Below are 25,113 nucleotides of genomic sequence, written 5' to 3' on the forward strand. Positions count from 1 at the left end.
GAGGCTACGCGGTGAGCAGTTCGATCGCGGCCTGGGCGTTGGCCCGGGCGGCCCCGTACGTGGCGATGTAGGCGGCGCTGTCGGGGCGCCACACGGGCAGCCCCATCTCGATCACCGTCGCGTCCGGGCGGGCCGCCACCAGCGCGGAGACCAGTTCCTGGCTCGCCTGGTGGCGGTGCGCGTCCTTGACCACCACGACCAGGGACCGGTTCACGGCCTTGGCCAGCAGGGCAGGGACGTCGGCGGCCGCGGGCTTGACCCGGACGATCTCCGCGTCCGGCAGCCACGGGCCCACGCCCCACGGCACGTCGCCCACGGCGATCGTCGGCGGGGTGTCCACCTCGATCACCAGGGGCTCGACCAGGGGCTCCGCGGCTCCGGTCAGCCGCACGGCGCGGCGCGCGGCGTGCAGGCCGACCACGTTCTGCTCGGCGGCGACGGACGCGGGCGCACCGAACCAGGTCCGCAGCGCCGCCACCCGCGCCGCCGCCTCCTCCAGCCGGGAGAGCGGCAGGCGCCCCTCGCGCACCGCGGAGACGATCTCCGCGATGATGGCCTGGACGTCGTCGTAGGTCGGCAGCGGCCCGAGGCACAGCAGGTCGGCCCCGGCCGCGAGGGTCAGTACCGCGCCGCCGGCCAGGCCCACGCTCCTGGTGATCGCCCGCATGTCGAGCGCGTCGGTGATGACCACGCCGTCGTAGCCGAGCTCGCCCCTCAGGAGCCCGGTGAGCGCGGCGCTGGACAGCGTGGCGGGCGTCTCGCCCGTCACCGCCGGCACCGCGACGTGCGCGGTCATCACCGACCTGGCCCCCGCGCCGACCGCCGCGCGGAACGGGGCCAGCTCCCGCTCCCGCAGCACGTCCAGGTCCACGTCCACGACGGGGATGGCCAGGTGGGAGTCCACCCGGGTCGCGCCGTGGCCGGGGAAGTGCTTGACGCAGGCGGCCACGTTCACCGACTGCAGGCCCTCCACTGCCGCCACCGTGTGCCTGGCGACCAGCTTCGCGTCGGCCCCGAACGACCTGGTGCCGATCACCGGGTTGTCGGCCTCGGTGTTGACGTCGGCGCTGGGCGCCATGTCCAGGTTGATGCCGCAGGCGGCCAGCTCCGAGCCGATCGCGCGGTAGACCCGGCGGGTCAGCTCGACGTCGTCCACCGCGCCCAGCGCCGCGTTCCCCGGGTACGGGCTGCCGACGTGGTACGCCAGCCGCGTCACGTCGCCGCCCTCCTCGTCCAGCGAGATGACGGGCTCACCGGCGCCCCGCAGCGCGGCCGTCAGCTCGCTCACCTGGCCGGGATCGGCCACGTTGAAGCCGAAGAGCGTGACGCCGCCCAGGCCCTGCTCCAGCTCGCGCAGCACCCATTCGGGCGCCACGGTGCCCTGGAAGGCGACGAGCAGCGTGCCGGCCGCGAGACGGCGCAGCCCCCGATCACTCTGACTCATGGCTCCTCTTCGGAATTCAGGCCCAAAAGATGGGCCCAATGATGGGCAGGGTCGAACAAGGCGTTCGCCCTGCGGAGGTCAGCCCTTCACGGCCCCGGCGACCAGGCCGGAGACCATGCGGCGTTGTACGAGAAGGAAGAAGACGACGACCGGGATGGTCATCATCGTGGAGCTGGCCATGATGGCGCCCCAGTCGGTGCCCTTCTGCCCGAAGAAGTACTGCAGGGCGACGGGCATCGTGTATTTCGTGGGGTCGTTGATCAGGTACAGCGCCATGATCAGCTCGTTCCACGCGGTGATGAACGAGAAGATGCTGGTCGCGACCAGCCCCGGGGCCACCAGCGGGAAGAGCACCTTCCAGAAGGTGGTGAACCGGCTCGCGCCGTCGATCCAGGCCGCCTCCTCCAGAGACTTGGGCACTGCGGCGACGAAGGTACGCAGCATCCAGATCCCGAACGGCAGCGTCAGCACCACCTGCGTGATGATCAGGCCGAGCAACTCGTCGTACAGGCCCAGCCGCTTGACGCCGAGGAACAGCGGGATGACCAGCGCCTCGGCCGGGATCATCTGCGCGACGAGCAGCAGGGCCAGGTACGCCGTGCGCCCCTTGAACCGGAACCTGGCCACGGCGGTGGCCGACAGCAGCGCGAAGACCGCGCCGATCAGGACCGTCCCGAGCGCGACGATGGCGCTGTTGCGCATGTAGAGCCAGATCGAGTGCCCGGCCACGCCGTCGGTGAGCACCCGCGTGATGTGCTCGAAGGTGAAGTGCGTGGGGAACGGGATGAATTCGGTGGTGAAGATCTGGTCGTTCGACTTGAAGGCGGTGGAGACCATGAAGTAGACGGGGAAGACCGCCACCAGGAAGACCAGCACGCCTGCCGCGTTGAGCGCGACCTTGCCCAGGCGCCTGCGGGCCAGCGGGCTCATCACAGCTCCTCCTGCTTGAACATCTGGCGGATGTAGGCGGCGGTGACGATGAGCAGGATCACGGTCAGCACCACCGCGATGGCCGCGCCCGATCCCATCTTCGGCGGGGCCTTGAACGCCTCGGTCACCGCGTACATCGACAGGTTGTAGGCCTCCCGGTTGGTGGTGCCGGCCAGCACGTAGAGCTGGGCGAAGACCTTGAAGTCCCAGATGATCGAGAGCACGGTCAGCACCGCGAACACCGGCTTGAGCAGCGGGAAGGTGATCTTCCTGAACGTGCGCCACGGCCCGGATCCGTCCACCTTGGCCGCCTCGTACAGCTCGGCCGGGATGCCCTTGAGCCCGGCCAGCACCGAGACCGCGATGAACGGGAAGCCCGCCCAGACCACGCAGATGATCAGAACCATGTAGATGGACCAGGCGTCGTTGAGCCACGGCTCACCGGTCCAGTCGGCCCGGCCGAACAGGGCGTTGGAGAGCCAGTCGGGCAGCAGGTTGAGCGCCCAGTTGACGATGCCTCTCTCGGCGTCGAACAGCCAGCGCCAGATGACGCCCTGGGCCACCGGCGGGACCGCCCAGGCGAACATGATGCCGATGATGACGAGCAGCGACATCTTCTTGCCGAGCCGGTGCAGCAGGACGCCGACGCTGGTGCCCAGGATCAGCGTGAGCGGCACCGCGATCACCGCGAACACCACCGTGTTGCGCAGCGAGGACCAGAAGATGTCGTTCTCGAAGACCTTGGTGAAGTTCTCGAGTCCGACCCAGGTGGCCGGCTTCTTGCCCGAGATCTGGACGAGGCCGACCTTCTGGAAGGAGATGATCACCATCTGGATCAGCGGCCACAGCAGCAGCGCGCCGATGACCAGCAGTCCCGGGATCAGCAGGACGTAGGGGATCGACCAGGCGGGCAGCCCGCTGGCCCGTGGTGGCCGGTGTGAGCGGCGCCGTCCCGGGGTGGAGGCGCGGCCTCCGCCCCGGGGGGCGAGCGTTGACGTGTTCGTCATAGGTCTCAGGAAGCGTTGAGGATGTCTTCGAGTTCCTTGTTGGCCGCGGCCAGCGCGTCATCCGCGCTCGCCTTGCCCTCGATGACCTTGCGGGCCGCGTTCTGCAGCACCGCCTTGGTCTCGTTGGCCTCCGTCCACTGCGGGTCGGCGGGGAAGGCCTTGGCCTTGGCGAAGGCGGCGGCGAACGGCGCCTGCGCCGGGTCGCTGGACAGCGCGGCGAGGGCCTCGGGGTAGACCGGGAGCAGGCCGCCGTCGGTGGCGTACTTGACGCCCCACTGCTTGTTGGAGGCCAGCTTCACGAACTCCTTGGCCGCGTCCTTCTCCTTCGCCGAGCCCCAGACGGCGATGTCGTTGCCGCCCAGGAACGACTGCGCCTCGCCGCCGTCCTTCGCCGGGAGCGGGAAGAAGGCCAGCTTGTCACCCTTGAGCTTGCCCTTGCTGTCCTCCTCGATCCCCGGCAGGTCCCACGACGCGGTGAGGTACATGCCGACCTTGTTGTTGGCGAAGCGGGTGCGGATCTCGGTGGTGTTCTGGTTGAGGCGCGACTTGCTGGACAGCCCGTCGGTGACCAGCCCGGTGTACTGGGCGAAGCCGGCCTTGAAGCCCGGGTCGGTGAGCTTGCCGACCCACTTGTCGCCCTCCTTGACGGCGTAGTCGCCGCCGGCGGTCCAGGCGAGGGCGCCGAGCAGGTGGTTGGCGTCGGAGCCGCCGTTGAAGGCGAAGCCGTCCACGTCCTTGCCCTTCTTGGCCTGGATCTTCTTGGCGGCCGCCACGAGCTCGTCCCAGGTCTTGGGGATCTCGATCTTGAGCTCCTTGAACCAGTCGGCGCGGTAGAGCACCGCCCGGCTGCCGCCGCCCCACGGCACGGCGTACGTCTCGCCGTCGATGGTCTCCAGCCCCATGAGGTTCTTGGGGATCTGGGCCTGGTCGCCGCTCGCCACGATGTCGGTGATCGGCTCCAGGGCCTCCTGGCTCTGCCACAGCGGGACCTGGTCGTTGCCGATCTCCGTCACGTCAGGGCCGGTGCCGCCCGCGGCCGCGGCCGTGAACTTGTCGTTGACCTGCGGCCAAGGGATCCACTCGACGTTGACCTTGGCGCCGGTCTGCTTCTCGAACTCGGCGACCAGCTCGTCGGTGTACTTCTGGGCGGCGGGGTTGGTGTCCCCGAGGCGCCAGAACGTCAGCGTCTTGCCGGCGTACTTGGGGCCGCTGCTGGCGGGTGCGGCGGCGCTGGGTGAGGACGAGGGGGTCTCGCTTGAGCCACAGGCGGCCAGGCCGAGGGCCAGCGCGGCCGTGCTGACCGTAGCGGCTGTGATCTTCGCGATCCTCACAGGGTTCTCCCTTCCCGGGTGCCGGCCTACGGTCCGCACCAGGCTGATCGTCAAATGTCGAAAGACGCTGCTAAACTAACAAGAAACTTTCTTAAAAGAAACGCTCGTTAGCCATTCGTGACGAGAGGGGTGCGGTAATGAGTCGAAGCCCGGGAGTCCCCCGGCTGCTGCGCCGGTTGAACGATCGCGCGGCACTCGAACTCCTCCTGACGGACGGCCCGCTCACCCGGGCCGAGCTGGGGGAACGGACCGGGCTCTCCAAGGTAACCGCAGGTCAGCTGCTTGCTCGCCTGGAGGAGCGGGGGCTGGTCGAGGTCGCGGGGGAGCGCGCAGGAGGCAGGGGGCCGCACGCCGCCCTGTACGCCGTCGTTCCCTCCAGCGCGTACGTCGCCGGGCTCGAGGTCCTGCCCGACAGCCTCAAGGTCGCTGTGGCGGACATCACAGGCAGGGTGGTCGTCGAGATCACGCTCAACCCGTCCGACGGCCGCGATCCGGTCAAGGCGGTCCACGAAGCGGTGCAGCGCGCCTGCGACACGGCGAACGTCAGCCTCTCGCGGCTGCGCGCGTTCGTCATCGGCACCAGGGGCGTGGTCGACCCGGTCACGGGGGACGTGCGCTGGTCGTACGACCTGCCGGACTGGCACGTCGGCGTGCTGGCCAGCCTGCGCGAGACGCTCGGCGCGTCCGTCACCATCGAGAACGACGTCAACCTGGTCGCGCTCGCCGAGCACAAGTACGGCGCGGCCGTCGGCCACGACGACTTCGTGGTGCTCTGGGCCGGCGTCGGCCAGGGCCTCGGCGTCATGCTGGGCGGCCGGCTGCACCGGGGCCTCAGCGGGGGAGCGGGCGAGATCGGCTGGCTGCCGGTCCCCGGCGAGCCGCTGCCGACGGACGTCTCGGAGCCGCAGTCGGGCTCGTTCCAGCGCCTGGTGGGCCACGACGCGCTGCGCGGCCTGGCCGACCGGCGCGGCGTGACCGGCAGGACGGTGCCCGACCTGGTGCGCGGCGGCGACGACGGCTATCTGGACGAGGTGGCGGGACGGCTGGCCGTGGGCGCGGCGGCGGTGACCGTCGTGCTCGATCCCGGGCTGATCGTGCTCAGCGGCGACGTCGGCCGGGCGGGCGGCGCGCGGCTGGCCGCCAAGGTGCAGGAGGCGGTGGCCCGCGTCTGCCCCAGCCGGCCCACCGTGGTGACGACCCAGGTCGCGGGCAACCCCGTGCTGCGCGGGGCGCTGGTGGCCGCTCTGGAGCAGGCCCGGGAGCAGGTCTTCTCCGACACTGTGTGAGAATTTCTGCTCATGTGGCAGTCCCCCAACGATGTCGTGCTCATCTCCGACCCCAGGGTGACCGCGCTTCCCGTGCGCGAGTGCGGCGAGCCGCTGGCCGACGTGCGCGGGCGGCTGCGCGTGGACCCGCGGCTGGCCGACGACGAGGGCGCGTACGCGCACCTGCGCTCCGGCCTGCTCGACCGGCTGGAGCGGGCCGAGCGCTCGCTGCCCGGCGGGTTCCACCTGCTGATCGTCGAGGGTTACCGGCCCATCGCCACCCAGCGACGAATCTTCGAGACGTACCGGGCAGAACTCCACACCACATTCCCCGAAATTTCCCCCGACGAGTCATATATCGCGGCGAGTCGGTACGTGTCCCCGGTCGAGGTCGCCCCCCACACCGCCGGCGCCGCCGTGGACCTGACCCTGTGCGACACCGACGGCGTCGAGTACGACATGGGCACCCAGGTCAACGACAACCCGGAGCAGAGCGACGGCGCCTGCTATACGGCCGCCCCCAATATCTCCGCCGACGCCCGAGCCCACCGCAAGCTCCTCGCCGCCGCTCTGGAGCCGGTCGGCCTGGTCAACTACCCCACCGAGTGGTGGCACTGGTCGTACGGCGACCGCTACTGGGCCATGTCCACAGGATTTCCCCACGCCCACTACGGGCCCCTCTAAGCAACCGTTTGCTTGACGGGTTTTCCTCGGGGCGCGCGCCGGGCACAACCTTCAGTCGGAGCGTTTGGACTCCCAGCGAGGTGTGGGCATGGTTCCGTTGATCGGGATCGAAGAGGAATACCTCGTAGTCGATCCCCGCACCCGCCACGTGGCTCCCCGAGCGGCCGATGTCCTGGCCGCGGCGACGGATGTGCTCGACGTGGTGCAAGAAATCACGCGTTTCCAGGTGGAGGCTCGCACGCCGCCCTCCGCCGACCTCGGCGAGCTCGGCTCGCAACTGCGTTCCGCGCGGCAGGAGGTGGCCTCCGCCGCCCGTTCGTGCGGACTGGCCGTCGTCGCGAGCGGCATCCCCGTGCTGGGGAACGTCATGCCGCCGCCGCTGGCCGACGACGATCGCTATCACCGAGGGAGGACGCTCTATCGCGCACTTCATGACGAGATCAGCATCTGCGCCCTGCACGTACACGTGGACGTGCCCGACGAGGAGCACGCCGTCTACGTCGGCAACCACCTGCGTCCCTGGCTGCCCACGCTGATCGCGCTGGCCGCCAACTCGCCGTTCTTCGTGGGCCGCGACACCGGCTACGCGTCCTGGCGGGTGATCAGCTGGGGTCGCTGGCCGGTGTCCGGCGCGCCGCCGTACTTCCCGTCGTTCGGCGACTACGAGCTGGCGGTACGCGCGCTCACGGACTCGGGCGTGCTGCTCGACGCCAAGACGGTCTACTGGGACGCCCGGCCGTCGTCCCGGCTGCCCACGGTCGAGATCAGGGTGGCCGACGTGCCGCTCGACGTGAGCGACAGTCTCACCCTGATCGGGCTCATCCGCGCGCTGGTGGTGACCGCGCTGGCCGCGGTGGAGCGGGGTGACCGGGGGCTGCCGATCCCGGCGGAGGTGCTGCGCGCCGCCTACTGGCGCGCGGCCCGCTACGGGCTGACGGGCGACAGCATGGACGTGCGGCACGGCACCCTCGTGCCCGCGCCGGTGATGGCCGGCCGCCTCCTGGAGCACGTGCACAAGGCGCTGGCGGAGGCCGGCGACCTGACGTTCGTCCAGGAGGGGCTGGACCGGTTGCTGCGCAAGGGCTCGGGAGCCATGCGCCAGCGCCGGGTGCACGCCAGGGGCCACGACCTGGCCGACGTGGTGGACGACCTCATCGTGGCCACGGTCGCGTAGCCACACCACCTGACGCACGGCTCGACGCAGGGCCTAACGCAGGGCAAGCGCCACGGCCACACCCAGGCCGAACGCGACAACGACGCCGCGCAGGACCTTGGCCGACATGAGTCTGGCCAGACGCGTGCCCAGGAACCCGCCGGCCAGGCTGGCCGGCGCGATCACCGCCACGGCCTGCCACTGCACGGGGCCGAACAGGGAGAACGCCACGACCGACACCGTGCTGATCACCAGGGCGAGCGTGGCCCGCACGGCGTTCACCCGGTGCAGGCTGTCGTGCAGGAACATGCCGAGCACCGTCAGGAGCAGCACGCCCATGCCGCCGTTGAAGTAGGCGCCGTAACAGCCGCCGAGGAAGACCCCGGCGTACACCAGCTTGCTGGGCGGCCCGTCGGCCTCACCGCCGAAGAGCCTGCGCAGCCACGGCTGGACCAGCAGCGCCAGGCTGGCGAAGGCCACCAGCCACGGCACCAGCGACTCGAACAGCCGGCCGGGCGTGAGCAGCAGCAACGCGCTGCCCACGCCCGCGCCCAGCACGGCCGTGACCGACAACGCCGTCGCCCGGCGCCGCTGGCCGCGCAGCTCGGCCCGGTAGCCGAGCACGCCGCCCAGGTAGCCTGGCCACAGCGCCACCGCGTTGGTCACGGACGCGGTCAGGCTCGGATAGCCCAGCGCCAGCAGCGCCGGGAACGAGATGAGCGTCCCGCCGCCCGCCAGCGCGTTCACCACGCCGGCCAGCAGACCGGCGCCCAGCATGAACAGGAGATCCGTCATCGGCCGACTGCGTAGCCCTGGGCGCCGCGCGGGTTGGCGCCGGCCTTGAGGAACTCGCCGTCACGGGCGACGGCGCTGAGCCTGCCGAGCGTCCACGGGCCCTGCACCTCGACCTCGTGCCCGCGCCGCCGCAGCTCCGCCGTCACGGCCGGGTCCACCCGATCCTCGATGTGCAGCACGCCGGGACGGGAGCCGCGCGGGAAGAACGAGCTGGGGAAGTGCTCGGAGTGGAACATGGGGGCGTCGATGGCCTCCTGCAGGTTCAGCCCGCCGTGGACGACCGCGAGGAAGAAGTTCAGGCTCCACTGGTCCTGCTGGTCGCCGCCGGGGGTGCCGAACGCCAGCCACGGCCTGCCGTCCCTGAGCGCGAACGACGGCGTCAGCGTGGTACGCGGGCGCGTGCCGGGGCGCAGCGAGGCGGGCAGCCCCTCCTGCAGCCAGAACATCTGCGCCCTGGTGCCCAGGCAGAAGCCCAGCTCGGGGACCGTGGGGGAGCTCTGCAGCCAGCCGCCGCTGGGGGTGGCGGAGACCATGTTGCCCCACCGGTCCACGACGTCGAGGTGGCAGGTGTCACCCTTCACCGTGCCGTCGCGGGCCACGGTCGGCTCGCCGACGCCCTGCGGGGAGCGCGCGCCGGAGATGCCGGGGGCGTCGCTGGCCGTGCCGGGCGCGGGGTAGTCGGGCAGCCTGGGCGCGCGTCCGCCCGGGGCGCCGGGGCGCAGCTCGAAGCTGGCCCGCGCGCCGACGAGCTTGCGCCGTTCGGCGTTGTAGGACTCGCTGAGCAGGTCGGACACGGGCACGTCGGTGTCGCCGTACCAGGCCTCGCGGTCGGCGAAGGCGAGCTTGGCGACCTCCGTCACCGTGTGCACGTAGTCGGCGCCGAGGAACTCCATCCCGTCCAGGTCGAAGCCCTGCAGGAGCGCGAGCTGCTGCAGGAACACCGGCCCCTGCCCCCACGGCCGCGTCTTGCAGACGGTGTGGCCGCGGTAGTCGAAGGTGAGCGGCTCCTCGACCGACGCCGACCACCGGGCCAGGTCGTCGCCGGTGAGCAGCCCGCCGTGCACCTCGCCGCTGCTGTCCCGCCAGGCCGTCTTGGCGCAGAACTCGGCGATCGCCTCGGCCACGAACCCCTCGTACCAGGCGCGGCGGGCGGCGGCGAGCTGTCCCTCGCGGGTGCTCGACGCGGCCTCGGCCTCGGCGACCACCCGCCGGTAGGTGGCCGCCAGCACCGGGTTGGCCAGCTTCGACCCGGCCGCCGGGGCCCGGCCGCCGGGCAGCCAGGTCGCCGCCGACGTCGGCCAGTCGTCGGTGAACAGCCCTTCGACCGACTCGATCGTGGCCGCGATGCGCTCCAGCACCGGCACGCCGTGCTCGGCGTAGTGGATCGCGGGCGCCAGCACGTCGGCCAGCGACCAGGTGCCCCAGCGCTCCAGCATGAGCATCCAGCCGCCGAACGCCCCCGGCACGGTGGCCGCCAGCAGCCCCGTGCCGGGCACGATGTCCAGGCCCAGCCCGGTGTAGCGCTCGATGGTGGCCGCGGCCGGCGCCACGCCCTGCCCGCACACCACGGACACCTTCTGCTCGTCCTCGCTCCACAGCAGGATCGGCACCTCGCCGCCGGGGCCGTTCAGGTGCGGCTCGGCGACCTGCAGCACGAACCCGGCGGCCACCGCCGCGTCGAAGGCGTTGCCGCCGCGTTCCAGCACGCCCATGCCGGTGGCCGAGGCCAGCCAGTGCGTGCTGGCGACCATGCCGAAGTCGCCCGTCAGCTCGGGCCTGGTGGTGAACAAGATCTCTCCTTCTAGTGATGGGCGGCCGCGTCGGGGACGTGGTCCGCCGTTACCAAGTGGCACGCGGCCGGATGGCCGTTCCCACGTGGATCGGTCAGGGGCGGCTCCTCGGTGCGGCAGGCGTCGTACGCCAGCGGGCACCGCGTGTGGAACCGGCACCCGGACGGCGGGTCGACCGGGCTGGGGACGTCCCCGCCGAGCACGATCCTGCGCCGCTCCCGCTGCCGCACCGGATCGGGCACGGGCGCCGCCGACAGCAGGGCCTGCGTGTACGGGTGCCGCGGCGCGGCGAAGATCTCGGCCGTCGGGCCGGACTCGACGATCTTGCCCAGGTACATGACGGCGATCCGGTCGGCGAGAAACTCCACCACCGACAGGTCATGCGTGATGAACAGGCACGAGAACCCCATGTCCCGCTGCAGGTCCGTGATCAGGTTGAGCACCGACGCCTGCACCGACACGTCCAGCGCCGACACCGGCTCGTCCGCCACGACCAGCTTGGGCTCCAGGATCAGCGCCCTGGCCAGCCCGACCCGCTGCCGCTGCCCGCCGGACAGCTCGTGCGGGAACCGGGAACGCATCTCCTGCCGCAGCCCCACCTTCTCCAGCATGGCGGACACGCGGCCGGAGACCTCACGCCGGTCGGCCACCTTGTGCCGCAGCAGCGGCTCGGCGACGATCTGCCCGATCGTGAAACGCGGGTTGAGCGAGGAGTAGGGGTCCTGGAAGACCATGTGGACGTCCCTGCGCAGCGGGCGCATGGCCCGGCGCGACAGGTGGGTGATGTCGCGGCCGGCCAGCTCGATGGCCCCCGCGGTGGGCTCGGTCAGGCGCAGGACGCACTTGCCGACGGTGGACTTGCCGCTGCCCGACTCGCCGACCAGGCCGAGCACCTCGCCCTGGGCGATCTCCAGCGACAGGCCGTCCACGGCGCGTACCTGGCCGTAGTGCTTGACCAGGTTGTCGATCCGCAGGATCACTGCGTGCCTCCCGGGTGGAAACAGGCCGCCAGATGGCCGTCCGCGTGCCGTTCGAGCGGCGGCCTGGCCGCGCGGCAGTCGTCCTGGGCGCGCGGGCAGCGGGCCTGGAACGCGCACTCGCCGGGGTCCGACAGCGGCGAGGGCACCATGCCGGGGATCTCGGCCAGGCGGCCGTTGACCGCCGCCGACGGGAGCGCGTTCATCAGGCCCAGCGTGTACGGGTGCCGCGGATTCGCGAACAGCTCGGCCACCGGGGCCTGCTCGACGGCGCGGCCGGCGTACATGACCACGGCCCGGTCGGCGATGTCGGCGACCACGCCCAGGTCGTGCGTGATGAGGATGATCGCCGTGCCGAGCCGGTCGCGCAGGTCGCGGAAGACGTCCAGCACGCCCGCCTGGATCGTCACGTCGAGCGCCGTGGTGGGCTCGTCGGCGATCAGCACCCGGGGCGAGCAGGCCACCGCGATCGCGATCATCACGCGCTGGCGCATGCCGCCGGAGAGCTGGTGCGGGTACTCCTTCATGCGGCGTTGCGGCGCCGGGATGCCGACCAGCTCCAGCAGCTCGACGGCGCGGCTCCTGGCGGCCTGGCGCGAGAGGCGCTCGTGCCTGCGCAGCACCTCGGTGATCTGGTATCCGACGCTGAACGACGGGTTCAGCGAGGTCATCGGCTCCTGGAAGACGACCGAGACCTCCTTGCCGCGTACGTGCCGAAGGTCCGCCTCGGGGAGCGAGGTGAGCTCGCGCCCGTCCAGCTTGACCGAGCCGGACAGCCGGGTCGTCTCGGGCGGCAGCAGCCTGGGCACCGACATCGCGGTGACCGACTTGCCGCAGCCGGACTCGCCGCACAGCGCCAGGATCTCGCCCTCGTCCAGCGTGAGCGAGATGTCCCTGACCGCCTGCACCAGGCCGTCCTCGGTGTCGAAGCCGACCTTCAGGTCGGTGATCTCCAGCAGGCTCATCGGCCGCTCCTCGGGTCCAGGACGTCCCGCAGCCCGTCGCCCAGCAGGTTGAAGCCGAGCGTGGCCAGCGCGATCATGATCCCCGGCCAGACGGCCAGCCAGGGCGCGTCGCTCAGATACTGCTGCGCGGTCGTCAGCATCACGCCCCACGAGGGCGTCGGCGGCTGCACGCCCAGCCCCAGGAACGACAGCGTGGCCTCGCCGATGATCGCCCCCGGGATCGCCACGGTGGCCTGCACGATGAGCGGGTTGAAGCAGTTCGGGAGCACGTAACGGAAGATGAGGTGCCCGTCGCCCGCGCCGTCGGCGACGGCCGCGGCCACGTAGTCCATCTCCCTGACCGCCAGCACCTCGCCACGGGTGATCCTGATGACGGCGGGCAACTGCGCGAAGCCCAGCGCGAACACCACGCCCTTCAGCGAGGGCCCGATGATCGCCGCCAGGCCCACCGCGAACACCAGGAACGGGAACGCCAGCGTCACGTCCACCAGCCGCATCACGACCGGGTCGAGCCAGCGCCGGTAGAACCCGGCGACCAGGCCGATCGGGATGCCCACCGCCATCGCCAGCAGCGTGGACAGCACCCCGGCCTGCAGCGACACCTGCGCGCCGTGCGCGATCCTGGCGAACGCGTCGCGGCCCAGGTCGTCGGTGCCCATCGGGTGCGCGCCCGACGGGGGCGCGAGCGTGGCCAGGTAGTCCTGCGCGGTGGGGTCGCCGGTCACCAGCGGCCCGATCAGCGCCAGCAGCACGAACGCGACCACCAGCACCAGCCCGGCCATCGGCATCGGGCGCCTCTTGAAACGCCGCCACAGCCTAGTCATTCGCGCCCCCCGACAGCCTGATCCTGGGGTTGAGGAACGCGTACACGATGTCGACCAGCAGGTTGACCAGCACGTACCCGACGACAGTGATCAGCACGACGGCCTGGATGACGGGGTAGTTCCTGGTCAGCACCGCGTCCACGGTCAGCTTGCCGAACCCGGGGATCACGAAGATCTGCTCGGTCACCACCGCGCCGCTGATCAGCGCGCCGAGCTGGAGGCCGAGCACCGTGACCACGGTCGTCAGGCTGTTGCGCAGCGCGTGCGCGCCCACGACCTTGACCTCGGACAGCCCCTTCGACCTGGCGGTCCGGACGTAGTCGGCCGAGAGCGCGCCGAGCATGGCAGAGCGGGTCTGCCGCATGAGGATGGCGGCGAAGCCGGTGCCGAGCACGAGGGCGGGCAGGATCATGCGCTGGAGGTTCTGGCCGGGATCCTGGGTGAAGGGGACGTAGCCGGAGGCGGGTAGGACCCGCCAGGTGACCGCGAACAGCAGGATGCCGAGCAGGCCGAGCCAGAAGTGCGGCACCGACAGCCCGGCCAGGCCGAACCCGGTGGCCAGGTAGTCGGCGAGCCGGCCGCGCCGGACGGCCGCGACGATGCCCGCGCCCACGCCGACGACGATCGCGACCAGCATGGCCAGGGCCGACAGCTCCAGCGTCACCGGCAGCCGCTCGGCGATGATGTCGATCACCGGGAGCTGGTCCTGCGTGGAGCGGCCGAAGTTGCCGGTCAGGGTCTGGCCGACGTAGTCGAGGTACTGGGCGGGCAGCGGTTTGTCCAGGCCGAACTCGTGCCGGATGGCCTCGACCACGGCGGGCGAGGCCTCCTCGCCGGCCATCACCGTGGCCGGGTCGCCGGGCAGCGCCCTGATCCCGAGGAAGATCAGGACGCTGGCCAGGAACAGCACGATCACGGCCGATCCGCAGCGCCTGAGGATGAACCAGAGCATTACGCGGTGAACCCGGCGGTGACGAAGCGCGGCAGGCCGTCCTTGAAGTACTGGACGCCGGCCACGTTCTTGCTCATGCCCAGGTAGTACTTGTTGTGGTACAGGTACAGAACCCCTCTGACCTCGGCGGCCTTCTTCAGGGCGCCCGCGTAGAGCTCTGCCCGCTTGGCCGGGTCCGACTCGGCGGCGGCCTGCTTGATCGGGTCGTCGATGCCCGGGTCGGACATGCCGCTGTAGTTGTTGCTGCCGCGGCTGGTGATGAGGTTCGTGAGGTTGCCGTCCGGGTCCACGCGGCCCGACCAGCCGTTCAGCAGGACGTCGAACTTGCCGGACTTGCCCTGCTCAAGCGTGCTGACGAACTCGGCGGTCTGCACGCTCACGTTGAAGCCCGCCTCCTTGGTCATCTGCTGGATGACCTGCGCCAGGCGCACGTTGGTGGCGTCGTTCGGGCTGGTGAGCGTGACCGGGACCGGCGTCTGCACGCCGGACGCCTGCACCAGCTGCTTGGCCTTGGCCAGGTCGCGCGCCGGGCACTGCAGGTCCTTGGCCCGGTAGGGGCTGTCCACCGGCACGGGGAAGCAGTCCACCTCGTGCAGGCCGTTGTAGACGGTCTTGTTGATCACGTCGCGGTCGAGGGCCAGCTCGAACGCCTCGCGCAGCTGCGGGCTCTTGGCCAGCGCGGTGTTCACGGTGCCGGGCTTCTCGGTGGATCCGTCGGCGTTGCCGGTGTTGATCGTGATGCCGTAGTAGCCGAGGCCGCCGCCGGACACGACCTTGAGGTTCGGGTCGCTCTGCACGCCCTTGACCGTGGTGGTGGCGAGGTTGTCGCCCACCTGGACGTCGCCGGACTTCAGGTTCGCGGCCCGTACGTTCGGGTCCACGATGATTTTGTATACGAGCTTGTCGAGCTTGACCTTGGCGGCGTCGTAGTAGTCGGGCGCCTTCTCCAGCACGATCTGGCTGCCGGACGTACGGCTCGCGAATTTGAACGGCCCGACGCAGACCGGGCTCGCCCCGAAGTTGTCACTGTTCGCGTCCAGGGCCTTGGGCGACATGATCATGCCGGCGCGGTCGGCGAGCTGCGCGGTCAGCGGCGTGAACGCCTGCGTCAGCGTGAGCTTGACCGTCGTGGAGTCGACCACGCTGACCTTGGACACCGCCGCCAGGTCGGCCTGGCGCGCCGACTTCTCCCAGGTGCGGTGCCGGTCCAGCGACTTCTTGACCGCCTCGGCGTCGAACGCCGTGCCGTCGTTGAACTTCACGCCCTCGCGCAGCTTGACCGTCACCTCCTTGCCGTCGCCGGAGACCTCGGGCAAGGCGCTGGCCAGCTGCGGGACCAGGCTCGACTGCGCGTCGATGTCGAAGAGCTTCTCGCACATGTTCGCGAACACCTCGCGCCCCACCAGGGTGGTCGAGATGCTCGGGTCGAGCGCGTCGGGGTCGGCGCTGAGCGCCACGTTGAGCGTGCCGCCCGCCTTGACCGGCCGGTTGTCGGCCGAGGCGTCGGCTATGGAGGGAGGGGCCGCGGGGGTGCCGCTCGATCCGCCTCCGCCGCAAGCTGCCAGCACAAGGGGGAGAACGGCGAGCGCCGCGACGAGCCTGGGGGACGGTCTCATGGGGCCTCCGTTGAAAGGTTTAGGAGACTGTATACAAGACCTCACATTTCACGGGTGTTTCATGGCCCTATGTTGTTATCTGAGTGTTTTCTAATCGTTCGGGGGATTTGGCGTGCGGATCGCCGTCAGGAACGACCGCCTGGCCGCCGCCACGTGCGCGATCGCCCTGGCCTGCGCCTCGTCCTCGTCCCCCGCCGCGATGGCCTCGCACAGGCTCAGGTGCTCGGTCCAGGAGTGCGGCCCGCGGGCGGCCGCCGTCTGGCTGAAGACCCACTGCGCCCGCAGGAGCATGGGCTTCATCATCAGGCTGAGGTACGAGTTGCCCGCCGCCTCACCGACGGCCAGGTGGAAGGCCGTGTTGAGATCGGCCACCTCCTCCAGCCGCCCGTTGTCCACGGCCTCCTTGGCCTGCTCCAGCACCCGCCGCAGCCGCTCGGCGGACTCGGGCGTGCACTTGCGCGCGGCCAGCCGCGCCGCCAGGCCCTCGACCGCCATGCGCACGTCGAAGAGCTCCTCGCCCTCGGCCGCCGACAGCCGCGCGACGGTGGCGCCGAGCCGGGGCACGACCTCGACGAACCCCTCGGCGGCCAGCACCCGGATGGACTCGCGCACGGGGTTGCGCGACACGCCGAGCAGAGCGGCCAGCCGGTCCTCGACCAGCCGCTGACCCTGGGGGAGCTCGCCGGAGAGTATGCGTCGCCGCAGCTCCTTGGTGACCTCGTCGCGCAAGGTCGAATGGGCCGCGCCCAGCGTTAAATCAGTCATGAGGCGACAATCGTATACAGCACGCCCCACTCCTCCACCTCCACCCGAACCTCATCCTCCACCCGAACCTCATCCTCCACCTCCACCCCACCGCCCGCCCGCACCCCCGGCACCCACTCCGGCACCCCACCCCCGCATCCCACCCCCGGCACCTCACCCCCGCATCCCACGGCCCCGACCCTCGACCTCCGCACCTCCGGCGCGGGTCCCCCCACAGTTCGCTGATCGCGGCGCCGATCCCCTTGTCGCTGATCTCGACCAGCGGCCGGTCGCGGCCGACCAGGGTGGCCTGGCCCACCACGACGCGCGACAAGCATCCGGACGCCCCCGCTAGCCCGCCGAGTCGATGTCACCGTCGGCGAACGCGAGCGCCGTCGGGAGCAGCAGCATCCAGAGGAAGGCCGCGAACGGCAGCTCGTTGGCGGCCAGGCCGAAGTAGTAGCTCGTACGGCCCAGCGGGCGTGAGAACGGCACGGCCGTGGCATGCCACGAGCACACCAGCAGGGCGGCCGACGAGCTCCGCGTCGCCCAGCCCTCGCCCAGCCCTCGCCCCCGGACCATCGCGCGGCTGGGGGCCGACCGAGGGAGATCGGCTTGGTTTCGCGCCGCACGGGCTCAGGCGCGCAGGCGCAGCCCCCGGGGGGTGGGGTGGAAACCGGCCGCCTCCAGGGCCGCCGCCAGGGGCGACTCGACGATGGACGTGCCGTCGGCCCGTTCCACGGTCAGCTTCCCGAGCGCCCCGTCCCGCACGGCCAGCGCTAGGGCGTCGACGGCGGGCTGCAGCCGGTCGTCGTCGGTGAAGGACAGCAGCGTCTTGCCGCCCCGTTCGACGTAGAGCACCAGATGCCCGTCCACGAGCACGACCAGCGAACCGGCCTTCCGGCCGGGCTTGTGCCCGAGCTCGCCGGGGTGCTGCGGCCAGGGGAGCGCGGCGCCGTACGGGCTGGCCGGATCGGCGGCGGCCAGCACCACAGCCCGCCGCCCGCTCCCTGAGCCAGGCCCCAAACCTCCGCCACCTGAGCCCGGCCCGAAACCTCCGGCCGCTGGGGCGGGCGCCGGGCCGCCGGACGGGGCGAGGCCGGGTGCCATGGCGCGCATCCGGTCGACCGCTCCGGGGAGGGCGAACTGCGCGCCCCCGAGGCTCTCGACGAAGTAGCCCCGGCGGCAGCGCCCGCTCTCCTCGTACGCCCGCAAGACCTGATATATGGGCGTAAATCCCCCAGGAAGTCGTTCCGAGGTCACCGCGCCCCGGGTCACCACGCCGTGCCGTTCCAGCAGCACCTCGGCCTGCGCGTGCACCCGCTGGGTGGTGTCGGCGGCGGGCGCGGGCAGCAGCCACCACCGGCCGCCCACCGTGGGCGGCCCGCTCCTGCTCGGCAGCACGGCCCGGCGCCGCCGCGTGGTCGCGGGCCGGTGCGCGGGACGGCCGGTGCCGAGCGTGGCCCGCAGTGGCGCCAGCGTGTCGCCGGAGATCCGCCCCGCCCACACCAGATCCCACAGCGCCGCCGCCAGGGCCGCGTCGTCCAGGGAGCCGAGCTGGTCGGACAGGCCGCGGAAGAACAGCGCGCCGCCCCCGCCCAGCAGCTCCAGCACGCGTTCGTGCAGCGGGGTCATCGTGATCTCGGCGGGCTCGGGCATCAGCAGCGGCGCGGTGTCGGCGTAGTAGAGCGACACCCACCCGTCGCCGCCGGGCAGCGAGCCCTGCCCCGCCCACATCACCTCGCCCGAGGAGGTCAGCTCGTCGAGCAGCGCGGGGTGGTAGCCGGGCACCCGCGCGGGCAGCACCAGCGTCTCCAGCGCGGACGCGGGCACGGCGGCCCCCTGGAGCTGTTCGATCGAGCGGACCAGCGCGTCCATGGCGCGGGCCGCCTCGCTCGCGCCCCGGCCGCCGACCGCCCCCGCGGCGCCCGAGCCGGTGATGCCGTGCCAGGCGGGCAGGAAGCGGGCCAGGGTCTCCGGCGCGACCGGCTCCACCTCCTTGCGCAGCCGGGCCAGCGACCTGCGGCGCAGCATCCGCAGCACCCCGGCGTCGCACCACTCCTCGCCCCGCCCGCCGGGCCGGAACTCCCCGTTCACGACCCGCCCGGACGCGGCCAGCCGGCGCAACGCGTCCGTCACCACGGCCACCCCCAGCCCGAACCGGGCCGCGGCCGAGCCCGCGTGGAAGGGCCCGCGGGTGCGGGCGTGCCGCGCCACCAGGTCGGCCAGCGGATCGGCGACCGGCTCCAGGAACGCGTGCGGCACCCCGACCGGCAGCGGCACACCCAGCGCGTCACGCAGGCGGGCCGCGTCCTCGATGGCCGCCCACTGCTCCTCGCCGGCGACGCGTACGCGGATCGCGCGGCGCGAACGTTCGAGCTCCTCCAGCCAGGCCGGGTCGCCGCCGCGCACGCTCACGTCGGGCGCCAGCAGCGGCCCGTGGGAGCGCAGCAGGTCGGCGAGGTCCTCCAGATCGCGCAGCGGCCGGTCGAGCCTGGCCAGCTCGCGCTCGGTGTCGGAGATCACGTCGGGGTCGAGCAGCTCGCGCAGGTCGGCCTGGCCCAGCAGCTCGGCCAGCAGCGTGGTGTCCAGCGCCAGCGCCTGGGCGCGCCGCTCGGCCAGGGGCGCGTCGCCCTCGTACATGAACGCGCCCACGTAATGGAACAGCAGCGTCGCCGCGAACGGGGAGGCCTGCGAGGTCTCCACCTCCACCAGCCGCACCCTTCGCGCGGCGATGTCGCGCATGAGCTGGACGAGCCCCGGCACGTCGAAGACGTCCTGCAGGCACTCGCGCATGGTCTCCAGCACGATCGGGAACGAGGCGTACTGCGAGGCCACGCCCAGCAGGTGGGCGGCGCGCTGGCGCTGCTGCCACAGGGGGCTGCGCTTGCCCGGCGTGCGGCGCGGCAGCAGCAGCGCCCGCCCCGCGCACTCCCTGAACCGGGAGGCGAACATGGCCGAGCCGCCCAGCTCCTCCGTGACGATCTGCTCGATCTCCTCGGCGTCGAACGCGGCCACGTCGGTCGGCGGCTCGGCCAGCGTGTCGGGGATGCGCAGCACGATGCCGTCGTCGGAGTGGACCGCCTGCACGTCGATGCCGTAGCGCTCGCGCAGGCGCCGGTTGATCGCCAGCGCCCACGGGGCGTGCACCCGCGCGCCGTAGGGGGAGTGGATGACCACGCGCCAGTCGCCGAGCTCGTCGTGGAAACGCTCCACGAGCAGGGTGCGGTCGTCGGGGACGTAGCCGGTGGCCTCGCGCTGTTCGTGGAGGTAGGCCAGGAGGTTTCCGGAGGCGAACTCGTCGAGCCCCGCCTCGCGCATGCGCTCGGTCGAGCCGTTCTTGGCCTGCTCGCGCAGGAACTGCCCGATCGCCCTGCCCAGCTCGGCCGGGCGCCCGGGCGCGTCACCGTGCCAGAACGGCAGCTTGCCCGGCTGGCCCGGCGCGGGCGAGACGAGCACCCGGTCGGCCGTGATGTCCTCGATCCGCCAGGACGTCGCGCCGAGCACGAACACGTCGCCCACGCGCGACTCGTAGACCATCTCCTCGTCCAGCTCGCCCACCCGGGAGGCCTTCTCGCCCACCAGGAAGACGCCGAACAGGCCGCGGTCGGGGATCGTGCCGCCGTTGGTGACCGCCAGCCGCTGCGCGCCCGGACGGCCCTGGAGGGTGCCGGTGACCCGGTCCCACACGATGCGCGGCCGCAGCTCGGCGAACTCCTCGCTCGGATAGCGCCCGGCCAGCATGTCGAGCGTGGCCTCCAGGGCGGTCCTGGGCAGCGTGGCGTAGGGGGCGGCCCGCTTGACCACGGACTCCAGCTCGTCGACCGTCCACTCGTCGAGCGCGGTCATCGCCACGATCTGCTGCGCCAGCACGTCGAGCGGATTACGCGGATAGCGCAGCTCCTCGATCTGGCCGCTCTTCATCCGCTCGGCCACCACGGCCGTCTGCACCAGGTCGCCCCGGTACTTCGGGAAGATCACACCCTTGGACACCGCCCCGACCTGGTGACCGGCCCGGCCGATGCGCTGCAGCCCGCTGGCCACGCTCGGCGGCGCCTCCACGCACGCGACCAGGTCGACCGCGCCCATGTCGATGCCCAGCTCCAGGCTGGACGTGGCCACCACGGCGGGCAGCCGGCCCGACTTGAGCGCCTCCTCGATCTGCGCCCGCTCCTCCTTGGAGACCGAGCCGTGGTGCGCGCGTACGATCTCGGTCACGACCCCCTTGCTCGCCCCGGCCTGCGCCATCATGTCGGCGGGCATCCGCTGGGGCTGTTGCGGCGATGGGGGCGTCTCCCAGATGGACAGGTCGATGGCCTCGACCCCGCCGCCCTCTCGCTCGTACGCGAGCTCGTTGAGGCGGGTGCACAGCCGCTCGGCCAGCCGCCGCGAGTTGGCGAAGACGATCGTCGAGCTGTGCGCCCCGATCAGGTCGAACAGCCGGTCCTCCACATGAGGCCAGATCGACCGGTTGCCCGGCTCGGGCGCGAACTCCTCCCCGCCCTCCGGCTGCGGCCGGCCCTCCATCTCCGTCATGTCCTCGACCGGGACGACGACCTCGACCTCGATCCGCTTCTCCGACGGCGGCTGCACGACCGTGGCCGGTCGCGTGCCGCCCAGGAACGCCGCCACCTCGCTCACCGGCCGCACCGTCGCCGACAGCCCGATCCGCTGCGCCGGCTGGTCGAGCAGCGCGTCGAGCCGCTCCAGGCTGAGCGCCAGATGAGCGCCGCGCTTGGTGGCCGCGACCGCGTGGACCTCGTCCACGATCACCGTCTCCACCCCCCGCAACGCCTCCCGCGCCTGGCTGGTGAGCAGCAGGAACAGCGACTCCGGCGTCGTGATCAGGATGTCGGACGGCTTGGCGGCGTAGCGTCTGCGGTCTTGCGAGGGGGTGTCGCCCGAGCGGATCGCCACCGAGATCTCCGGCACCGGCAGCCCGAGCCGCCGCGCCGTCTGCTTGAGCCCGGCCAGCGGGGCGCGCAGGTTGCGCTCGACGTCCACGGCCAGGGCCTTGAGCGGCGACACGTACAGCACCCGCGTCCCCTTCGGCGCGCCTTTGCCCACGCCGGCGGCCTCGGGCGCGGCGGGCCGGGCCTCGGGTGATGCGGCGGCGGGCCCGGTTTTCTCGAACGCCAGCCTGTCGAGCGACCACAGGAAGGCCGCCAGCGTCTTGCCCGACCCGGTGGGAGCGACGACCAGGGTGTTGTCACCGCGCGAGATCGACTCCCACGCCCCCTCCTGGGCGGCCGTGGGAGCGTGGAAGGCTCCGGTGAACCATTGCCTGGTCACCTGGCTGAACTGGTCTAGGGAGCTCACCTGCACATATTGCCTCGTGCCACCGACAGAAAACGCATTTGGCGCCCCGGCGGGCGGTTGAGCGGGGGCCCTGGCGGACATACAGCGACCGTGACCATTGACTACGCGGCCATCGAAGCCCGCCGAGCGGAGATGCGACAGCGCTACGTCTTAGCGCACCGGCCATCGAGCAGCGCCCGGGGCCTGCACCACATGGCCCTGCTCTCGTCGGACGTGGAGCGCACCATCAAGTTCTACCAGGAACTCCTGGAGTTCCCGCTCACGGAGATCATCGAGAACCGCGACTACAAGGGCTCGAACCACTTCTTCTTCGACATCGGCAACGGCAACCTGCTCGCGTTCTTCGACTTCCCCGGCCTCGACCTCGGGCCGTACCAGGAGGTACTGGGCGGGCTGCACCACGTCGCGATCTCCGTCGACCCCGCCACCTGGGAGAGGCTGCGCGGGAAGCTGGAGATGGCCGGCGTGCCGCACCAGATAGAGAGCGGCGCCTCCATTTACTTCAAGGACCCCGATGGCGCCCGGCTGGAGCTGCTCGCCGACCATCTCGGTGAGATGTACGGCTCGCGTGTGCTGTGACCGCGGGTCCGCCCTAGCGCCGCGACGCCCTGCGCGTACGCGGCTTGCCCGCACGGGGCTCCTGCCTGACGCCCGCGTGCCTTTCTGATCGCTCAGACTTCTCCTTCTGTACGGCGAGGCGCAGCGTGTGCAGTAATCGGCGGCGTCTGGCCCTGTGGGCCTTGCTCTCGGCTGTCTTCGGTGGCGAAGACTTGGGGGTCTTTGGCATGGGGATGTCCTACCCACACCCCAGGCGATTCCATACTTGAATCCATGCGCCTGACGGAGTTCTGGAGACGGATGAACGCTCACTTCGGCGACACGTATGCCGAGTCGTGGGCCCGCGACTACGTGCTGGCGCCGTTGGGCGGGCGGACCGTCATGCAGGCGCTGGCCGACGGGGAGAGCGCCAAGACGGTCTGGCGCGCGGTCTGCCAGGTGGAGGACGTCTCACCCAAGCTCCGCTAGCCGCGGCGGCGTCAGGGCTGCGACACGTCCAGGGCCTGCCGCAACGCGGCGGCCGTGACCTCCAGCTCGTCCACGCTGCCCTGCCCTCCGGGCGACCACAGGAACGTCCATCCTTTGTGGGACGGGGTGGCGAAAATGATCGTCTGACGGCCCGTACGCGGGTGCCAGACCCACAGCACCGGATCGTCGTTGCCGACCAGGCGACTGACCAGGCCGTGATGGGGGAGCACCTCGGCGAGCGCCTCCAGATGGGTGCGCCGTTCCCCGGTGTAGCCGCTCGCCACTCGCCGCCTCCAACCCTCGGCCCCTGCAGTGAGTCTCCCCAGCTCACCGCCCGGGCAACACGTTGGGGGCCAACATCGGAAAGGCTTGTTCATGGGGATGCGCATGCGTTCGAAGTCGAACGTGAGCGCATACGGCTCGATGAACCCGTTCGCGGGCGGGCCCTCGACACGGAAGCCGAAACCGTGCTCGAACCACGCGTCGGGCGCAGCCAGGTCGGCCCCTCGGGCAGCGCGAGGGCCACCACGTCCACGGCAGCCGGTCGAGCGCCGTCGCCCGGGGATCGGGATCCCTCGGCCGCCTCGAAGGCGGAGCGGTGAAGCCGAGATCGCCGCCCCCGATGTGACGAGAAGCTCCATCACGGTGCGGGAAGCTCCAGCACGGTGCGGTGGGACAGCAGGAAGCGGTCGCCCGGGCACCACATCGGACGCGCCGAGCCCCGGCCGTTCCGCGCAGGTGCAGCTTCCCGCGCAGGTGCAGCTTCCCGCTCGGGTGCAGCTTCCCGCGCAGTCCAGCCCGCTCGGGTGCAGCCTCCCGCACGGGTCCAGCTTCCTCCCGCACGGGTCCAGCTTCCTCCCGCACGGGTCCAGCTTCCTCCTGGACAGGTCCAGCTTCCCGGCCAGACACACCGACACGTTCACCGCGGCCACGTGACGACCAGCTCAGCCGATCGTGGACAGGAAACGCGACCGAACACCTCGCCCCTGCCTGGATGACCCTAGCCGCCGCCCAAGGCGGGGTGATTGACGGCGACCTGCGTGTTCCTGCTGTGATCGAACAGCCGTTCGGCTACGATGGATTTCGCCCGAGCCACGTCTTCCCCGGCAGTCGCATGAAAAATGTCGGTGGCAGGCCGTAGCTTTCACTCGACTGATCGGACCACGACCCTCCAGGGGGAGTTCCCATGGCTATCAACGACCGCGAGAAGGCCCTCGAGACCGCGCTCGCTCAGATCGAGCGACAGTTCGGCAAGGGCTCAGTCATGCGCCTGGGCGATGACGCCCGAGCTCCCATCGAGGTGATCCCCACCGGGTCGATCTCCCTTGACGTGGCCCTTGGCATCGGCGGCCTGCCGCGCGGCCGCATCGTCGAGATCTACGGCCCCGAGTCCTCCGGTAAGACCACGATCGCCCTGCACGCGGTGGCCAACGCCCAGCGCGCCGGCGGCATCGCGGCGTTCATCGACGCCGAGCACGCCCTCGACCCCGAATACGCCAAGAAGCTGGGGGTCGACACCGACGCCCTCCTGGTCTCCCAGCCCGACACCGGTGAGCAGGCGCTGGAGATCGCCGACATGCTGATCAGGTCCGGCGCCGTCGACATCATCGTCATCGACTCGGTGGCCGCGCTGGTGCCCAAGGCCGAGATCGAGGGCGAGATGGGCGACAGCCACGTCGGCCTCCAGGCCCGCCTCATGTCCCAGGCCCTGCGCAAGGTCGCCGGCGCGCTCAACAGCACGGGCACCACCGCCATCTTCATCAACCAGCTCCGCGAGAAGATCGGCGTCATGTTCGGCAGCCCCGAGACCACGACCGGTGGTAAGGCGCTCAAGTTCTACGCCTCGGTCCGGATGGACATCCGCCGCATCGAGACCCTCAAGGACGGCACGGAGGCGGTCGGCAACCGCACCAGGATCAAGGTCGTGAAGAACAAGATGGCCCCGCCCTTCCGCGTGGCCGACTTCGACATCCTCTACGGCGTGGGCATCTCCCGCGAGGGCGGCCTCATCGACATGGGGGTGGAGCACGGCTTCGTCCGCAAGTCCGGCGCCTGGTACACGTACGAGGGTGACCAGCTCGGCCAGGGCAAGGAGAACGCCCGCAACTTCCTGAAGAACCACCCCGACATGGCCAACGAGATCGAGAAGAAGATCAAGGACAAGCTGGGCGTGGGCCCCCGCCTCGACGCCCCGGCCGAAGCCGCCGCAGCCCCTGCCCCGGCCCCGGCAGCCGCTCCTTCCGGCCGCGGCTCGAAGTCCACCCCGAAGCCGGGTGACGTCTGATCGTCCA

General features: G+C 71.3%; 21 protein-coding genes. 6 read left to right on the plus strand and 15 right to left on the minus strand.

Features of this window, described 5'->3' with window-relative positions:
* Nucleotides 1–4 precede the first annotated feature (4 nt).
* The 4 genes from HD596_RS25505 to HD596_RS25520 form a co-directional block, all read right to left on the minus strand.
* Nucleotides 5–1,444, minus strand: a complete 1,440-nt coding sequence (locus HD596_RS25505) for a glycoside hydrolase family 3 protein (protein ID WP_185071838.1) — start codon at nt 1,442–1,444, stop codon at nt 5–7.
* 78 nt (nt 1,445–1,522) lie between these two features.
* Entirely contained in the window at nt 1,523–2,374 is an 852-nt protein-coding gene (locus HD596_RS25510) for a carbohydrate ABC transporter permease (RefSeq protein WP_185071839.1), read from the minus strand.
* A complete protein-coding gene (locus HD596_RS25515; RefSeq protein WP_185071840.1) occupies nt 2,374–3,381 on the minus strand; it encodes a carbohydrate ABC transporter permease in 1,008 nt (335 codons plus the stop codon). Before HD596_RS25515 ends, HD596_RS25510 begins: the two co-directional genes overlap by 1 nt.
* A gap of 5 nt (nt 3,382–3,386) precedes the next feature.
* Nucleotides 3,387–4,712 carry an extracellular solute-binding protein gene (locus HD596_RS25520; RefSeq protein WP_185071841.1) on the minus strand — a complete coding sequence of 442 codons (1,326 nt, stop codon included), beginning with the start codon at nt 4,710–4,712 and terminating at the stop codon, nt 3,387–3,389.
* 137 nt (nt 4,713–4,849) lie between these two features.
* Here HD596_RS25520 and HD596_RS25525 point away from each other — a divergent pair, with 137 nt between their 5' ends.
* The 3 genes from HD596_RS25525 to HD596_RS25535 all read left to right on the plus strand — a co-directional run bounded on the left by HD596_RS25525 (nt 4,850) and on the right by HD596_RS25535 (nt 7,835).
* Nucleotides 4,850–5,998, plus strand: coding sequence for an ROK family transcriptional regulator (locus HD596_RS25525; protein WP_185071842.1), 1,149 nt, complete (start codon nt 4,850–4,852; stop codon nt 5,996–5,998).
* Nucleotides 5,999–6,010: 12 nt separating this feature from the next.
* Complete coding sequence (locus tag HD596_RS25530; RefSeq protein ID WP_185071843.1) at nt 6,011–6,661, plus strand: M15 family metallopeptidase; 651 nt, start codon at nt 6,011–6,013, stop codon at nt 6,659–6,661.
* An 88-nt stretch (nt 6,662–6,749) separates the two neighbouring features.
* The gene (locus tag HD596_RS25535; protein ID WP_185071844.1) at nt 6,750–7,835 is read left to right on the plus strand and encodes a carboxylate-amine ligase; all 1,086 of its coding nucleotides are present in this window, start codon (nt 6,750–6,752) and stop codon (nt 7,833–7,835) included.
* A 33-nt stretch (nt 7,836–7,868) separates the two neighbouring features.
* Here HD596_RS25535 and HD596_RS25540 read toward each other — a convergent pair whose 3' ends face one another.
* From HD596_RS25540 to HD596_RS25585, 10 genes are all read right to left on the minus strand, one after another.
* Nucleotides 7,869–8,609, minus strand: coding sequence for a sulfite exporter TauE/SafE family protein (locus HD596_RS25540; RefSeq protein WP_185071845.1), 741 nt, complete (start codon nt 8,607–8,609; stop codon nt 7,869–7,871).
* Nucleotides 8,606–10,360: a gamma-glutamyltransferase family protein gene (locus tag HD596_RS25545; protein ID WP_221520694.1), complete on the minus strand. Its 1,755-nt coding sequence runs from the start codon at nt 10,358–10,360 to the stop codon at nt 8,606–8,608. The genes HD596_RS25540 and HD596_RS25545 overlap by 4 nt, the downstream gene beginning before the upstream one ends.
* 50 nt (nt 10,361–10,410) lie before the next feature.
* On the minus strand, nt 10,411–11,379 hold the full coding sequence (locus tag HD596_RS64900; RefSeq protein ID WP_313044690.1) for an ABC transporter ATP-binding protein: 969 nt from the start codon (nt 11,377–11,379) through the stop codon (nt 10,411–10,413).
* Entirely contained in the window at nt 11,376–12,341 is a 966-nt protein-coding gene (locus HD596_RS64905; protein ID WP_185071847.1) for an ABC transporter ATP-binding protein, read from the minus strand. Before HD596_RS64905 ends, HD596_RS64900 begins: the two co-directional genes overlap by 4 nt.
* Nucleotides 12,338–13,165, minus strand: coding sequence for an ABC transporter permease (locus HD596_RS25560; protein ID WP_185071848.1), 828 nt, complete (start codon nt 13,163–13,165; stop codon nt 12,338–12,340). The genes HD596_RS64905 and HD596_RS25560 overlap by 4 nt, the downstream gene beginning before the upstream one ends.
* Nucleotides 13,158–14,117 carry an ABC transporter permease gene (locus HD596_RS25565; RefSeq protein WP_185071849.1) on the minus strand — a complete coding sequence of 320 codons (960 nt, stop codon included), beginning with the start codon at nt 14,115–14,117 and terminating at the stop codon, nt 13,158–13,160. Before HD596_RS25565 ends, HD596_RS25560 begins: the two co-directional genes overlap by 8 nt.
* Nucleotides 14,117–15,733 (minus strand): ABC transporter substrate-binding protein, encoded by a 1,617-nt coding sequence (locus tag HD596_RS25570; protein WP_185071850.1) that lies wholly within the window; start codon nt 15,731–15,733, stop codon nt 14,117–14,119. The genes HD596_RS25565 and HD596_RS25570 overlap by 1 nt, the downstream gene beginning before the upstream one ends.
* A 90-nt stretch (nt 15,734–15,823) precedes the next feature.
* Nucleotides 15,824–16,498, minus strand: a complete 675-nt coding sequence (locus HD596_RS25575; protein WP_185071851.1) for a GntR family transcriptional regulator — start codon at nt 16,496–16,498, stop codon at nt 15,824–15,826.
* A 330-nt stretch (nt 16,499–16,828) separates the two neighbouring features.
* Nucleotides 16,829–17,059 (minus strand): hypothetical protein, encoded by a 231-nt coding sequence (locus HD596_RS60460; protein ID WP_221519510.1) that lies wholly within the window; start codon nt 17,057–17,059, stop codon nt 16,829–16,831.
* Between the two features lie 54 nt (nt 17,060–17,113).
* Nucleotides 17,114–21,802 (minus strand): ATP-dependent helicase, encoded by a 4,689-nt coding sequence (locus tag HD596_RS25585; protein ID WP_376775883.1) that lies wholly within the window; start codon nt 21,800–21,802, stop codon nt 17,114–17,116.
* Nucleotides 21,803–21,886: 84 nt separating this feature from the next.
* On the opposite strand from HD596_RS25585, the gene HD596_RS25590 reads away from it, so the two are divergent.
* Complete coding sequence (locus tag HD596_RS25590) at nt 21,887–22,375, plus strand: VOC family protein (protein WP_185071853.1); 489 nt, start codon at nt 21,887–21,889, stop codon at nt 22,373–22,375.
* Between the two features lie 252 nt (nt 22,376–22,627).
* Nucleotides 22,628–22,822 (plus strand): DUF3046 domain-containing protein, encoded by a 195-nt coding sequence (locus HD596_RS25595; protein WP_185071854.1) that lies wholly within the window; start codon nt 22,628–22,630, stop codon nt 22,820–22,822.
* Nucleotides 22,823–22,833: 11 nt separating this feature from the next.
* On the opposite strand, the gene HD596_RS25600 is transcribed toward HD596_RS25595, so the two are convergent.
* Complete coding sequence (locus HD596_RS25600; protein ID WP_185071855.1) at nt 22,834–23,106, minus strand: hypothetical protein; 273 nt, start codon at nt 23,104–23,106, stop codon at nt 22,834–22,836.
* Between the two features lie 902 nt (nt 23,107–24,008).
* Between HD596_RS25600 and recA the strand changes: the two genes are divergently transcribed.
* Complete coding sequence (recA, locus tag HD596_RS25605; protein ID WP_185071856.1) at nt 24,009–25,106, plus strand: recombinase RecA; 1,098 nt, start codon at nt 24,009–24,011, stop codon at nt 25,104–25,106.
* Nucleotides 25,107–25,113 lie beyond the last annotated feature (7 nt).

The sequence above is a fragment of the Nonomuraea jabiensis genome (assembly GCF_014204795.1).
GTDB classification, from domain to species: Bacteria; Actinomycetota; Actinomycetes; order Streptosporangiales; family Streptosporangiaceae; genus Nonomuraea; species Nonomuraea jabiensis.

Bases quoted from the DNA above. Each gene is read 5' to 3' on its own strand.
- HD596_RS25505 (WP_185071838.1), bottom strand. From the start codon at position 1,444: ATGAGTCAGAGTGATCGGGGGCTGCGCCGTCTCGCGGCCGGCACGCTG.
- HD596_RS25510 (WP_185071839.1), bottom strand. From the start codon at position 2,374: ATGAGCCCGCTGGCCCGCAGGCGCCTGGGCAAGGTCGCGCTCAACGCG.
- HD596_RS25515 (WP_185071840.1), bottom strand. From the start codon at position 3,381: ATGACGAACACGTCAACGCTCGCCCCCCGGGGCGGAGGCCGCGCCTCC.
- HD596_RS25525 (WP_185071842.1), top strand. From the start codon at position 4,850: ATGAGTCGAAGCCCGGGAGTCCCCCGGCTGCTGCGCCGGTTGAACGAT.
- HD596_RS25530 (WP_185071843.1), top strand. From the start codon at position 6,011: ATGTGGCAGTCCCCCAACGATGTCGTGCTCATCTCCGACCCCAGGGTG.
- HD596_RS25535 (WP_185071844.1), top strand. From the start codon at position 6,750: ATGGTTCCGTTGATCGGGATCGAAGAGGAATACCTCGTAGTCGATCCC.
- HD596_RS25540 (WP_185071845.1), bottom strand. From the start codon at position 8,609: ATGACGGATCTCCTGTTCATGCTGGGCGCCGGTCTGCTGGCCGGCGTG.
- HD596_RS25545 (WP_221520694.1), bottom strand. From the start codon at position 10,360: ATGGTCGCCAGCACGCACTGGCTGGCCTCGGCCACCGGCATGGGCGTG.
- HD596_RS64905 (WP_185071847.1), bottom strand. From the start codon at position 12,341: ATGAGCCTGCTGGAGATCACCGACCTGAAGGTCGGCTTCGACACCGAG.
- HD596_RS25560 (WP_185071848.1), bottom strand. From the start codon at position 13,165: ATGACTAGGCTGTGGCGGCGTTTCAAGAGGCGCCCGATGCCGATGGCC.
- HD596_RS25565 (WP_185071849.1), bottom strand. From the start codon at position 14,117: ATGCTCTGGTTCATCCTCAGGCGCTGCGGATCGGCCGTGATCGTGCTG.
- HD596_RS25570 (WP_185071850.1), bottom strand. From the start codon at position 15,733: ATGAGACCGTCCCCCAGGCTCGTCGCGGCGCTCGCCGTTCTCCCCCTT.
- HD596_RS25575 (WP_185071851.1), bottom strand. From the start codon at position 16,498: ATGACTGATTTAACGCTGGGCGCGGCCCATTCGACCTTGCGCGACGAG.
- HD596_RS60460 (WP_221519510.1), bottom strand. From the start codon at position 17,059: ATGGTCCGGGGGCGAGGGCTGGGCGAGGGCTGGGCGACGCGGAGCTCG.
- HD596_RS25595 (WP_185071854.1), top strand. From the start codon at position 22,628: ATGCGCCTGACGGAGTTCTGGAGACGGATGAACGCTCACTTCGGCGAC.
- recA (WP_185071856.1), top strand. From the start codon at position 24,009: ATGGCTATCAACGACCGCGAGAAGGCCCTCGAGACCGCGCTCGCTCAG.